This is a genomic window from Nostoc sp. (assembly GCF_036917675.1).
Classification (GTDB): Bacteria; Cyanobacteriota; Cyanobacteriia; order Cyanobacteriales; family Nostocaceae; genus Nostoc.
On sequence record NZ_JBALCT010000053.1, the window covers coordinates 217,046 to 229,165 of the forward strand.

The 12,120-nt window shown below is 42.6% G+C and carries 16 protein-coding genes; 9 read left to right on the plus strand and 7 right to left on the minus strand.

What is annotated here, in order from left to right; translation table 11 throughout:
• Positions 1–74 precede the first annotated feature (74 nt).
• From V7K31_RS20700 to V7K31_RS20715, 4 genes are read left to right on the plus strand one after another with little or no spacing between them, the layout of a single operon-like run.
• Positions 75–836, plus strand: a complete 762-nt coding sequence (locus V7K31_RS20700) for a hypothetical protein (protein ID WP_335096527.1) — start codon at positions 75–77, stop codon at positions 834–836.
• 34 nt (positions 837–870) lie between these two features.
• Positions 871–1,092 carry a type II toxin-antitoxin system HicB family antitoxin gene (locus V7K31_RS20705; RefSeq protein ID WP_334862993.1) on the plus strand — a complete coding sequence of 74 codons (222 nt, stop codon included), beginning with the start codon at positions 871–873 and terminating at the stop codon, positions 1,090–1,092.
• Positions 1,092–1,277 (plus strand): type II toxin-antitoxin system HicA family toxin, encoded by a 186-nt coding sequence (locus tag V7K31_RS20710; protein WP_334862995.1) that lies wholly within the window; start codon positions 1,092–1,094, stop codon positions 1,275–1,277. The genes V7K31_RS20705 and V7K31_RS20710 overlap by 1 nt, the downstream gene beginning before the upstream one ends.
• Positions 1,278–1,284: 7 nt before the next feature.
• Positions 1,285–1,419: a hypothetical protein gene (locus tag V7K31_RS20715; protein WP_335096529.1), complete on the plus strand. Its 135-nt coding sequence runs from the start codon at positions 1,285–1,287 to the stop codon at positions 1,417–1,419.
• A 113-nt stretch (positions 1,420–1,532) separates the two neighbouring features.
• On the opposite strand, the gene V7K31_RS20720 is transcribed toward V7K31_RS20715, so the two are convergent.
• The 6 genes from V7K31_RS20720 to V7K31_RS20745 form a co-directional block, all read right to left on the minus strand.
• Complete coding sequence (locus V7K31_RS20720) at positions 1,533–2,726, minus strand: NADH:flavin oxidoreductase/NADH oxidase (RefSeq protein ID WP_335096531.1); 1,194 nt, start codon at positions 2,724–2,726, stop codon at positions 1,533–1,535.
• A gap of 423 nt (positions 2,727–3,149) precedes the next feature.
• Positions 3,150–3,866 (minus strand): molybdopterin-dependent oxidoreductase, encoded by a 717-nt coding sequence (locus V7K31_RS20725; RefSeq protein WP_335096532.1) that lies wholly within the window; start codon positions 3,864–3,866, stop codon positions 3,150–3,152.
• Between the two features lie 8 nt (positions 3,867–3,874).
• Complete coding sequence (locus tag V7K31_RS20730; protein ID WP_335096533.1) at positions 3,875–4,471, minus strand: cytochrome b/b6 domain-containing protein; 597 nt, start codon at positions 4,469–4,471, stop codon at positions 3,875–3,877.
• Positions 4,472–4,573: 102 nt separating this feature from the next.
• A complete protein-coding gene (locus V7K31_RS20735; protein WP_335096534.1) occupies positions 4,574–5,266 on the minus strand; it encodes a cytochrome c biogenesis CcdA family protein in 693 nt (230 codons plus the stop codon).
• Positions 5,267–5,536: 270 nt separating this feature from the next.
• Entirely contained in the window at positions 5,537–6,145 is a 609-nt protein-coding gene (locus tag V7K31_RS20740) for a thioredoxin family protein (protein WP_335096536.1), read from the minus strand.
• Between the two features lie 118 nt (positions 6,146–6,263).
• Complete coding sequence (locus V7K31_RS20745; RefSeq protein WP_335096538.1) at positions 6,264–6,599, minus strand: hypothetical protein; 336 nt, start codon at positions 6,597–6,599, stop codon at positions 6,264–6,266.
• A 714-nt stretch (positions 6,600–7,313) separates the two neighbouring features.
• On the opposite strand from V7K31_RS20745, the gene V7K31_RS20750 reads away from it, so the two are divergent.
• Positions 7,314–8,414 (plus strand): tetratricopeptide repeat protein, encoded by a 1,101-nt coding sequence (locus tag V7K31_RS20750; protein WP_335096643.1) that lies wholly within the window; start codon positions 7,314–7,316, stop codon positions 8,412–8,414.
• 203 nt (positions 8,415–8,617) lie between these two features.
• The gene (locus V7K31_RS20755) at positions 8,618–9,139 is read left to right on the plus strand and encodes a GrpB family protein (RefSeq protein WP_335096539.1); all 522 of its coding nucleotides are present in this window, start codon (positions 8,618–8,620) and stop codon (positions 9,137–9,139) included.
• Between the two features lie 143 nt (positions 9,140–9,282).
• On the opposite strand, the gene V7K31_RS20760 is transcribed toward V7K31_RS20755, so the two are convergent.
• Positions 9,283–9,987, minus strand: coding sequence for a phosphoribosyltransferase (locus V7K31_RS20760; RefSeq protein WP_335096540.1), 705 nt, complete (start codon positions 9,985–9,987; stop codon positions 9,283–9,285).
• Positions 9,988–10,178: 191 nt separating this feature from the next.
• Between V7K31_RS20760 and V7K31_RS20765 the strand changes: the two genes are divergently transcribed.
• From V7K31_RS20765 to V7K31_RS20775, 3 genes are all read left to right on the plus strand, one after another.
• Positions 10,179–10,859 (plus strand): uracil-DNA glycosylase, encoded by a 681-nt coding sequence (locus V7K31_RS20765; protein ID WP_335096541.1) that lies wholly within the window; start codon positions 10,179–10,181, stop codon positions 10,857–10,859.
• 235 nt (positions 10,860–11,094) lie between these two features.
• Entirely contained in the window at positions 11,095–11,568 is a 474-nt protein-coding gene (locus tag V7K31_RS20770; RefSeq protein ID WP_335096543.1) for a hypothetical protein, read from the plus strand.
• Positions 11,569–11,570: 2 nt separating this feature from the next.
• Complete coding sequence (locus tag V7K31_RS20775; RefSeq protein ID WP_196524707.1) at positions 11,571–11,966, plus strand: type II toxin-antitoxin system VapC family toxin; 396 nt, start codon at positions 11,571–11,573, stop codon at positions 11,964–11,966.
• Positions 11,967–12,120: the final 154 nt, after the last annotated feature.

Genomic DNA, 12,120 nt, shown 5'->3' on the forward strand with positions numbered 1-12,120 from the left:
ACATGCAGAATATCTACCTCAACAATCTACTGTTTCTATGTACTTTTGTATGACACCAAATATTATTCATCACTATGGTTATTGAAAATTATCTGAACATATCGACACATCTTGAAGATGTCTGGCGCGAACTATGGTACTTTTTGGGTTCCCATGAATCTTGGATAAATGATCCAGCCAAGTGCAAGGATATACAGAGGAGGCTCTCTTACTTCAACCAGACTCATTCAGACAACTCAGACCATATCTGTGATATTATCCAAGCCTTATCAAAAGGATTTTATCTGATGAAATCTGGCTTAGAATGGGAGGAGCCTGCTGTTGGCCATAACTGCGATGACAAACCCAATGATACACATAAAGCACGTGGTATTCAGTGGCGACTTGTAATGACTTGGGGTGGATTTGAAACTATTATAAAAACATTGTTGCTGACAAAAGGTAATGGAGGTTTGAATCCAGAAAGTATTAAAGATTTCACTGTTCAATGCGACTTAGCAAACAACTATAATCCATTAAATCCACCGAAGTCAACAAGGGTGAGTCTTGAGAGATGGCTTAATAAAGATCCATCAATTGAAGGAAAGAGCGCACTTGCAGATTTTCTCAGTCTTGAAAATGGAGATCAAAAAATCATTGAACATTGGATAGTTAAATCTCAACCTATTTCTAACTGGGTTGAGGCTGTAAGACTCGCTAAAGCACTGCGGAATGCAACTGCTCATGGCGCTCTTTCAGCAACTAAAGTTAAAGAATGGGGACTCCAAAAGCCACTCCTAACTTTATCAGATAACCTAGCAGAAATTGTTGTGGCTGGAATGCAAAAGCTTATATAGTTATAGATTTGAAGTGAGGCATTTGGCTTTGGGTATGGAAAATTCTTTCACTGCTGTATTTGAAAAGATAGATGATTGGTATATCGGCTACGTTCAGGAGTTACCCGGCGCTAATATACAAGAGAGAACGCTGGAAGAAGCTAGAGAAAGCCTACGGGAAGCGATAGAGTTAATTCTAATATCAAATCGGGAACTCGCAGAGCAACAACTCTCCGGTAAAGATGTCGTCCGTGAACAGATTACTGTCAAATTATAGTGAAAAGACGTGAATTGATTCGCCATTTGGAAAAGAACGGCTGTTTGTTTCTTCGGGAGGGTGGAAGGCATACGATTTATTACAATTCATCAAACAACAGAACCTCGGCAGTTCCAAGACATACTGAGATTGTTGATATTCTAGCTATCAAGATTTGCAAAGATTTAGAAATTCCCCCACCCTAGTATCGAATTGTTAGATGATTTATTTCAACGGGCGGCTGATGCTGATGAACCGGAAGATCAGAATTTTATCAAACAGGAGTCAGGAGTCAGGAGTCAGGAGTCAGAATTCAGAATGAATTCTGTACGAGTGGCGGATGAATAACTGGGTTTAAGACCCCCACAAAACAAGGAAATTTGGTGGTCTTCAATCAGTCGCGGGTCTGAATCCCCGACTGATTGATTCTGACTCCTGAATTCTGACTTCTGAATTCTTCTTCAATTCCCCCGTCTCTGTTTTTTAACTGCATACCCGTAGGGCAAAGGCCAGTTCGTTTCCTCATCCAATTGGCAACGGGCACGAATCGACCAATATGGATCGCGGAGCATTTCTCGACCAATGAGAACCAAATCTGCACACCCACGAGTAATTATTTGATTGGCATACTCAGCCTCAGTTATCATCCCCACAGCCCCTGTCCTAATCCCAGCCTCCTCTCGGATTTTGGCAGCAAAAGGCACCTGATAACCTGTCTGCACGGGAATCCTGGCATGAGGGACTAAGCCTCCTGTGGAAACATCGATCAAATCAACGCCTAATAGCTTTAGTTCGCCAGACAATATAACTGATTGCTTGAGATCCCAACCTCCCTCTACCCAGTCGGTAGCAGAAAGACGCACAAAAAGCGGCATCCCACTTGGCAGAATATCTCGCATTCTTTTTACCACCTCCAGCAATAAACGCATTCGGTTTTCCAACGAACCTCCGTAACGATCTGTTCGTTGATTACTTAGCGGCGAAAGAAAGGAATGCAGTAGGTATCCATGAGCTGAGTGGATTTCGATAATCTGAAAGCCCGCTTGAACGGCACGCCCGGCTGTGGCAACGAAGGCTTGAATCACCTCTTCAATCCCATCCTCATCCAGGGGTATGGGAACGGGGCCGCCCTCTTGAAACGGAATTGGGCTTGGCCCGACTACAGTCCAACCGCCTTGTTCAGGTGTCAGTGGTGTACCACCCAGCCAGGGAAGATTGCAGCTCGCCTTCCGGCCAGCATGGGCTAATTGAATCCCGGCGATCGCTCCCTGTTGGCCAAGGAAGCGCACAATCCGAGCTAGTGGCTCAATGTGCATATCGTCCCAAAGACCAAGGTCGCCGGGGGTAATTCGTCCTTGGGGTGTCACGGCTGTCGCTTCCACTACAATCAGGCGAGTACCTCCAACAGCCCGACTCCCCAAATGGACAAAGTGCCAATCGTTTGCGAATCCATTCTCTGCCGAGTATTGACACATTGGTGACATCGCTATGCGATCGGGCAGGGTGATATCTCGAATTGTCAGTGGACTAAACAAGTCTACTTCCGGTACATCCGAATCGTGCAGACTTGTTGAGTAACAACCGGGAGAATCTATGAATTCTAATTCCGTCTGGGCTGGGGATGATGGCAAAGTTGTTAGTTTCTCTGTAGTCATGCTAGTACTTTTCCGTGCTTTGTGGACTAACACCCAGTATCTGAGTTAGCTCGTCAAAATCGATTTTGGATAAACAGTTTCAGATATTGGGTGTCTGATTTTTCTCGCTTATCCAACGATTTTTAACTAATCCGCCTAATTCACCATCCCTCTATAGAGTGGGGAATTAACGCGAACAAACAAAAGAAGGAATGCAAGCGGGTTCAGGAGTGCTGAGTGCTGAGTGCTGAGTAACCAAGAGAGATAAATCTAGGGGATTGAAAACTTGGACGTATTATAACTTGATGGCACTTTCCGCTCGAAATAAATATTTATTTCTTTTTCCATGACTTTTAAATAGTTGCTCTCAGACCTTCTGTGCTGAGTCTTTTATTACTTTTTTACTCAGCACTCGTTCCTGGGCACTCAGCACTGTTTCGGTGACTATAGTCCTCCAAACCACTCATAGCCTTGATCCTCCCAATAGCCTTTAATCGGTAACAAATTACTGACGAATGTAATTTGAGTCACCCACTTGCTTTGCTTGTAGCCCAGTTTAATTGGGGATGCTAGGCGTATGGGCGCACCATTATCAGCCGATAAAGGTTGTCCATTCTTTTGATAAGCCATGAGAGTTTGAGGATGTACAGCCGAGGCAAGATCCCAGCTTTCATAGTAACCATCAGCAGATTTAAAATAGACATAGCGGACATTTGACTTCGGCTGTACCAGCGCTACTAAGTCTCGCAATCGCACGCCTCCCCATTGAACGATCGCAGCCCAGCCTTCAACACAGATATGCCGAATTACCATTGAAGTCAAGGGAAGTTTTTGAATATCTGCCATGCTCAATTGCATCGCGTTACTAACCTCACCATCAATCTTCAGGCGAAACTGCGCCGGATCAATTTGCGGAGTGAAGTCAAAGGTATTAATCAGCAATTTATCTGCTTCTATGGCACTGACAGGAAATTCTGGTATAGGTTTTTGAGATAATAGCAGTGCTTGCAGACGTTGATTTAGTGGCTCAGATATTTGCCGCACATTATTTGAGAACAAACTTGTCCCACAGCCATCTAAAAGAAAGCCTACCCCTGAAAGTCCAGACACTTGCAGTAACCGACGACGAGATAGGGTGCGTTTGGGAAGAATCAGACTCATAACTACCTCTACACGAACATAGATTTAACTAGACGGATGCTTCCTACCTTCAGGGCAAGTAAGGAGTGAGCAATTGTAAACAGTATGACAGTGGGAACGGTGATAAAGTGAACAGTGCGTAGAGTTTGCCAACTACCAAACAGCCCGGAAATCCAATGCAGTTGAGCCGGTTTGTACATCGCCAGACCACTCATGATTGCCAGCAGCAGCACTGGAATGATCGCAGTATAAACTACCCGATGCCATGCGTAATTCTTGCGCTTGGGGTTCTGGCTGACTTGCAATGCTTTTAAGTCACCGCCATCGGCAAATCGACGCTGCCAACGACGAGTTACAAAGATATAAACTCCATACCAAAGTAAGTTGAGCGAAAACAGCCACATTGCAGCAAAATGCCAGTTTCTACCACCCCCTAGCCAACCTCCTAGCAACAGAAAGTCAGGAAAATTCCAACCTCCACGCCCTCCAAATACCGGATTAGCATTATAGATTTGCAGTCCGCTAGCGATCATCAAGATGAGACTGATGATATTAATCCAGTGAAAGGTCTTTGATAGAAAAGTTTGACTTGGTGTTGAGCGAACTTTGCGTTTTGATGAAGTCATACCAATTTTGGATTTTGGATTTTGGATTTTAGATTTTTATATTGTTCCCAGTTAGAGTTTCAGATTGGGTCTTCTAATCCAAAAATCTAAAATTGGCACATCTCACAGAGATTGAGTGGGAAAGAACGGAGCCAGCCAAAGTTGTATCTGCACATCCCAACCCAAAAGAATAGCAATTGCTGTGGACACGATCGCAACGCCACCAATTCGCTGCAACATTGCACTATGGGAGCGGAGATTGAGGATTCGTTTGCTGAGTACTCGCCCACCGTAGGCGATCGCCAACAGAGGCAAACCTGCTCCGATTCCATAGGCAACCAGTAGCCAAAATGCACCTGCGACTTGATGATTAACTGCTGCTAGTACTAAAATTCCCCCCAAAACCGGACCAGCACAGGGAGTCCATAAAAGCCCCAACTGAGTCCCAAGCCAAAACTCTCCCATGAGTCCGATTCGTGGAGTATTTTTAGCCCACTTGCCAATTGGAATATAAGTAAATATTCGGTAACTCCAGGTGGGAAAAATTGCCAGTAATCCCAAAAATAAAAGGACTGCGATCGCACCATTCCGTAATAAATTAGCCAAGCCTGTAAACCAGCTTGCTGTTACACCTAGTAAACTACCTGCCAGTGCAAAACCAGCGATTAATCCCCCTAACAGTGCTACTGGTCCGTAAGTATGCGATTGGAGCGATCGACCCAATAGCACAGGCAAAATAGGTAAAACACAGGGTGAAAGCACATTCAGAACTCCCCCCAATAACGCCAGACTGATTGATAAAGTAGAAGTAGTCACACAATTTTGGATTTTGGATTTTAGTAGGACTTACGCAAAATATCTCTCAAACTCTGATTTCTCTGTGCCCTCAGTGCCTCTGCGGTTCGTTATTCCGTAACTTCCTATTTAGATTGACCCCATGCCTTAAAACATTGGCTCTGGTTAGAGATTTGGTATTTTTCGATAGTTAAAATAGAGAGGGCTGCTGAAACCTTTTTAGATTTGAGAGTTTTGAATCTTCTAATCCAAAATCCAAAATCCAAAATCTAAAATTCGCTCATAATCCTTCTAACCCAATAGCTGGCGGATAGTTTGCTCTATTTTTTCATATTCCCCTTCACCAATATGGTCATATTGCAACAAGCCCTGACGGTCAGCCAAAAACATATGAGGCCAATATTGATTGTCGTAGGCCTTCCAAGTTTTATATTCGTTATCAACCGGAACCGGATAAGTAATTTTGTGTTGTCGTAATGCCTTTTTTATGTTGTTTGGATCTCGCTCAAAGGCAAACTCTGGTGTGTGGATGCCAATTACCTTGAGTCCCTGCGACTCATACTGCCGATGCCATCTAGTGATGTAGGGCAGGGTACGCTGGCAATTAATACAAGCAAAAGTCCAAAACTGGATCAGAACAACACTGCCTTTGAGGTCAGCGATCGACAAAGGTGTAGAATTAAGCCACTGACTGATACCCTGAAACTCTGGCAAACTCTTGCCTGCCGGAGGTTTCGCTGCAATAGCTTCCGAACCTTGCGTATTGTTACGATTTGTAGAAGAGATAGAAGGGGCATTCACTTTTCTGAAGTTGGGAAATGTTGTGGCTGCACCGATTCCGACAACCCCTAACCCAAGGTAAAAAAGTAACTGACGCCGGCGAAGCAGGTTGTGATTCATCAAAATTTCTGCTGTTGAGGTGAAAGCGCCAAAGTATAGAGATTGGAATCAGGATTTTCCTGGTTAACCAATCCCTAGTACTCAGTAGAAGAAAAGTGAGATGCAAAGCTAGTTGTGGCTAGGGCTTGGTGGAAGCGGGTGATTGCTTCATAGCATCGCCGGCTTTGTCTTTACTCATCGCACCACCGGCTTTATCTTTGCCCATAGCACCACCGGCTTTGTCTTTACTCATCGCACCACCGGCTTTATCTTTACTCATCGCATCGCCGGCTTTGTCTTTACTCATTGCATCGCCGGCTTTGTCTTTACTCATTGCATCGCCGGCTTTATCTTTGCTCATCGCAGGAGTGGCTTCAGGAGCAACTTGATTGTTGGTTTCAGGAGTGCCAGAGCAAGCAGTGAGACTGGTAGTTAAAATCAGACCAGCAATTAAAGAAAGTGTTTTCCAGTTCATAGTCTTCTTTTATCCTTTGGATAGTTCTTTTTGTATTGATTGATCAGAGGAAACTAAGCTACAGGCAGATTCATCAAAGCTGTTGGAGTCCAGAAGATAGCTTCTTGTAGAAGACTCTATCAGACTTTTGCTACTGCGATCGCTTCAGTGCGATCGCATCTACGTGGCAATAAAATAACGCCTTCGTTTATAACACAACTTTTGAATAATAAAAGTAAAAGCGATTGTCTTACTCTTGATGTTTGAGTTATCCCGAATATCCAAACTATCTCTGTTAGGACTGAAGTCTATCTGAAACTAAGCCATGATTTTCATAAATTTATTCCTTGATAAATTTTAGGTGATTCTCAGCATTTTCTCAGGCAATTATGGTAGTTTAAAGCTACCGCCTAATTTAAGTATTCTCTCAACCAAACCTCATTCTGAAGTGAATGAACGCAAGTTAGCATAATGAGGAATGCCTTAATAAGCCACTAACCCCTGCTAAACCTACGCTGTGGTAAACCAGCCTGATGAAAGATACATTCTGGTTTTGGGAACACTAGATTTACCACTAGAGCATCGATTCAGTCATCAAAAACTTAACCCCCTAGCCCCCTCTTCCCTACCAGCGTTGGGGGAGTTTAGCTTCCCTCTCCGAAACCGAGAGGGGTTGGGGGAGAGGTTCTTCCAGGATTACTGAATTGGTGTTCTCGACTTAACACGAAGGAGTTGATATCTAAAGGCGAATGGAATAACATCTCGAAAAATACAGTTCCCCTGCAATTACCCATAATATTTTTAAAACCAGTGAAGCGTAATACAATTACCCATGAATTTGACTCTGGTTCGCAAGTAGAAATACTACCTCCACAAGAAAGTGACGACCATTTATCAGAAGCCTCCAAGCTACTACGTCAAGGAATTCAACAGCAGCAAGCTGGTGAATTAATCGTGGCGATGAAGTCTTTACAACAATCCTTGGAGCTGTTTCAGGCAGTTGGGGATTTACCAAAACAAGCACAGGTACTTTCTTTTTTAGGATTGGTAACTTACAGCGCTGGAGACTACAAAGGTACTATCTCCTACTCCCAACAGTGTCTGTCTTTGAGCGAAGATACCTCAGATTTAGCAGTGCAAATGCAAGCACTTTCCCATTTAGGCAATGCATACCGTCATCTGAATGACCATCAAAAAGCAATTGAGTTTCTAGAAAAATGTTTGAAAATAACGCAGCAACTACAAGACAAACGCAGTCAAGTGGCAGCACTGAATAATTTGGGATTGGTGTATAAAGCTTCAGGCAACTTTACACAGGCAATTGAGTATCAGCAGCAAAGCCTAGAAATTGTGCGGGAACTCAAAGATAATTGGGGCGAGGAACAGGTACTCAAGAATTTGGGTAATGCTTGGTATGGTTTGGACAATTACCCAAAAGCGATCGCCTATTATGAGCAGTGTGTAGTAATATCACGCTCCTTAAAAAATGTTCGCAGTGCTTCTCAGGTGCTAAAGAATCTCGGAAATGCTTGTTATGCCTTAGGTGATTATGCTAAAGCCATTAAGTATTATGAAGATCGCTTGCAATTAGCCAAAGAAATTCAAGACAAGCGTGGCGAAGAACAGTCTTTAGGTAGTTTAGGAGTTGCTTGTGAAGCTTTGGGTGACTATAGCAAAGCAATTACATATTATGAAGAACGTTTGCTGTTAGCTAGGCATATCAAAGACCGTCGCAGTGAAGAACAAGCTCTCGCCAGTCTGAAAGTCGCTTGCTACGCCTTGGGTGATTATGCCAAAGCTATGCAATACCAACAGGGAACATCTCCAAATAGTTAAACTTGATGTGATGGACAAGTCAAGTCTTTGAGCTAGATCGGCTAATCTCAACTTCTGACTATTACGCCTTAATTCTCCAAACCTATGCTGTATTCGCTTCCTAGCTTTTCTCTCTTTTATTAAAAAAGATGTGACTAATGCATAGTGTAAATTGGCTCAGGTCTTGAATGTTGTTACATAATGTTATGAGGGAGTGAAATCTCTTGCCTGAGCAAATCATCATCTTTGACTACGATACCCACTGGCCAATTCTCTTCGAGGAACTACGGGTTTCCGTGGCCGAGGTTCTTGGTGACTTGGCATTGGCCATTGAACACGTAGGCAGCACCTCTGTGCCTGGACTCCCGGCAAAGCCAATCATCGATATGGACGTGGTTGTAGACGCATCTGCCCAGATCCCAAAGGTGAGTGAGCGACTCGCTACTCTAGGGTATGTGTATGAAGGTGATAAAGGCATTAGAGGGCGGGAAGCCTATGTTTGGCCACCAAACAAGCCACGCCACCATCTTTATGTCTGCCCGCGCGATAGTGAGGCACTCCAACGCCACCGATTATTCCGAGACTATCTTCTTAAACATCCCAATGAAGCGCAAAGATATGGATGCCTAAAACGAGAACTCGCTCTCAAGTTCACAAATGACATTGAAGCGTATACTAATGCTAAAAGTACATACATTCAAATGATCGTTGAACGAGCGTTAAAAGATGGCTACTGGCAATGCTAGCAAGAAACATCTCTTATAGTTATCAGTTTTTCTTCTACACTTGCATGGGCGCATTTCCCGACTTGAGCAAAGTGTCCGTAGCGCAGAGAGAAAAAAAGAGATTTTACGAGTCACCTTGAAAGGGCTAGTTCTGAATTTAAAATTCAAAATTCCTCGCACAGATCAATTCCCCCCATTATCTTTTGTTGTTGGAGATATCTGAGAACTTCTAATGTATCTACTTGGGGAAATTGGGCGTAAAAATTACTCACACTCCAAAAGGGTTCCGGTGTTTTCAAGACAATTGTGCGATCGCCCCACTGTTCTAACCAAGGTAGCAATTTTGGTGGCGCTACTGGAGTACATAGCCAAACTGCTGCTGGAGAAAGCGCTTTCATGGCAGTTGCCGCTACCGCTATTGTCATACCTGTAGCAATGCCATCATCAACTAAGATCAGCGTACCATTCTCGGCATTCACCTCCGGACAAGCAGAAATTAATTGAGCCTCAAGAGACTTAGCAAGGTTTATCGCTTTATTTAAAGCTACTTCCCGCTTCCCCGCATCATGTTTAGACCGAAATAGCTTTTGATCAGTCCAAAGAACATTCCCGGAAGTCGTGACTGCACCAATTGCTAACTCTGGGTTTTCTGGATGGCTAATCTTTTTCGCCACAACAATTGTCAACGGACAATCCAAAAGACGTGCTATTGGTGCTGCTACTGGTACACCCCCTCTTGGTAAAGCATAAACAATTGGTACTGGCTTTACGCCAGAATCAATTGTTTGCTGAGTCAAAACATCATGAATCACTCGCGCCAACTGCTCACCCGCATGGGTGCGATCGGCGAAAAGTGGGGTATGTGACATGGTTTCCCCCAGCATCTTAGGACGGCACTGCTTTTATGATGACTGAATTTTGTCTCAAATTAACTGATAGAATCAGATTTGTATAAATAATAAGTATTCAGCAAAAGTCTATTTATTCTGATAAATCTCCAACCAGAGTAGTATTTAACTCAGATAAGACAGCTGGTACTAATGCCAAAATCTTGATTTTCATGAGCAGCGAAACCCAACTCAGCCTCTTCGACGACTCAACCTTTAATCAACGAGAACTGATTCCTACAGACGCGAAAATTGCGATCGCTCCGGGAACTTATCCTACCATAACGGAGTTGACACAGGATTGCGATCGCTGTCACCGTTGTCCATTGGGAGACACTCGGACTCATGCTGTTGTCGGACGTGGCAATCTCAAAGCCCCAATTATGGTTATAGGGGAAGCGCCTGGTCAAAATGAAGATGAAACGGGTTTACCATTTGTGGGCAGATCGGGGCAGTTGTTGGAGAAAATTCTGGCATCTGTGAATCTGACTACTGAGCAGGATGTATACATCGCCAATATTAATAAATGTCGCCCACCAGATAATAGAGTTCCCACTCCTGTAGAAGTGGCGGCTTGTCTACCCTACTTATTAGAACAAATTCGCCTAGTTGACCCCAAAATAATTCTGTTAACAGGTGCAACTGCTGTCAAAAGTATCACTGGCGATAAGCGAGGGATTACGAAAATTCGCGGCCAGTGGTTGCAGTGGGAAGGGCGTTTATGTATGCCAATTTTCCATCCTTCTTACTTGCTGCGTAACCCTTCCAAGGAACAAGGTGCGCCTAAATGGTTGATGTGGCAGGATATCCGGGCAGTGCGTGCCAAGTTAGACGAAATCCAAAATAACAGCTAGTTTGGTAGAATTATCCAAAATATCCTATATCGTATTTAACTAATTGCGATCGCTTGTTTTGATTGAAGTGGAAGCGATCGCATTTACGTTCAACGCTGACTTTAGCGAATGTGAACTTTCCGCAAGCTGTTGTGTTTTTGGCTCTAGGCTAATTAAATGATTAAAATAAAAATTGTGATGTAATAAGTTTGAATTTGAACAAGTTAAAACATTGTAAATATTACCTTGTATTATTATGTACACTAACCAAAAACTATCTGAAATTCTATCCACTTTAGAAAATCTATCCAAAATGGAGTTAGTGAATTTAAAAAATATAATTGATTATCTTATTTCTAAGAAAAGTGCAGAGGATCGAAGTTTCGTTTCTTTGATGAATACTGAACAGAATGACGCTCGGAGTGAATCCGTACAAGTAGTTGTCATAGAATCAGGAGTCATAAAATCTGGATTAATAGAAAATCCAGATGATATTTATAAAGCTATTCCAAATCTACCGGGGGTTCCAAAAATTGGTGGTGCAAGTATTCGAGGTAGTGTAAAGACTATAAAAATTGCTGATGTAAGCGAAATAAAAGTAGAAATTAAAAAACCTATTTTTACACCAAAAAGCCGTAGACCTTCGGGGTTTTGGAAAGGAAAAGTAAGTATGCCAGATAATTTTAATGATTTATCAAGTGATATTGTTTCTGACTTTGGCATGGATTGAGAATGAAATTGTTACTTGATACTTGCGTTGTAATATGGTTTCTTCAAGAAAATCCATGTCTTTTATCTGAAACTTATGAAGCAATTGCAGATTCTGAAAATGAAGTATTTGTTAGTGCTGTTAGTGCTTGGGAGATTGAAATAAAAAGAGGGAAAAGAGGTTTTGAATGCCCTGATGATTTATTAGCTGCTATAATCTATAGTCAGTTTAATGTTTTATCACTCACAATTGCTCACGCTATTAAGGCAGGGTCTTTACCTATGAACAATAATCATAAAGACCCTTTTGATAGAATGTTAGTAGCACAAGCAATGATAGAAAAAATGGTTTTAGTTACTAGCGATACTAAAATAATAGGGAATTATGCAATTGCAGTGTTACCTGCTAAAAACTTATAAAAATATTTTCTAGTACTTTACATTTTAATTTGCTGACTTAATACTTTATTCATCCCACATGGCTTCAGGATTCGCATTATGGGCAAACAGTACGGGAAAGTATATAATTTGCCGAATCTCTACAGCAACGTTTATCCTGTGTTCAACCTGATTT

Excerpts from the sequence above, each read along its gene's own strand:
- V7K31_RS20700 (WP_335096527.1), top strand. The coding sequence starts at position 75 with ATGGTTATTGAAAATTATCTGAACATATCGACACATCTTGAAGATGTC.
- V7K31_RS20705 (WP_334862993.1), top strand. The coding sequence starts at position 871 with ATGGAAAATTCTTTCACTGCTGTATTTGAAAAGATAGATGATTGGTAT.
- V7K31_RS20720 (WP_335096531.1), bottom strand. The coding sequence starts at position 2,726 with ATGACTACAGAGAAACTAACAACTTTGCCATCATCCCCAGCCCAGACG.
- V7K31_RS20725 (WP_335096532.1), bottom strand. The coding sequence starts at position 3,866 with ATGAGTCTGATTCTTCCCAAACGCACCCTATCTCGTCGTCGGTTACTG.
- V7K31_RS20730 (WP_335096533.1), bottom strand. The coding sequence starts at position 4,471 with ATGACTTCATCAAAACGCAAAGTTCGCTCAACACCAAGTCAAACTTTT.
- V7K31_RS20740 (WP_335096536.1), bottom strand. The coding sequence starts at position 6,145 with ATGAATCACAACCTGCTTCGCCGGCGTCAGTTACTTTTTTACCTTGGG.
- V7K31_RS20745 (WP_335096538.1), bottom strand. The coding sequence starts at position 6,599 with ATGAACTGGAAAACACTTTCTTTAATTGCTGGTCTGATTTTAACTACC.
- V7K31_RS20760 (WP_335096540.1), bottom strand. The coding sequence starts at position 9,987 with ATGTCACATACCCCACTTTTCGCCGATCGCACCCATGCGGGTGAGCAG.
- V7K31_RS20765 (WP_335096541.1), top strand. The coding sequence starts at position 10,179 with ATGAGCAGCGAAACCCAACTCAGCCTCTTCGACGACTCAACCTTTAAT.
- V7K31_RS20770 (WP_335096543.1), top strand. The coding sequence starts at position 11,095 with ATGTACACTAACCAAAAACTATCTGAAATTCTATCCACTTTAGAAAAT.
- V7K31_RS20775 (WP_196524707.1), top strand. The coding sequence starts at position 11,571 with ATGAAATTGTTACTTGATACTTGCGTTGTAATATGGTTTCTTCAAGAA.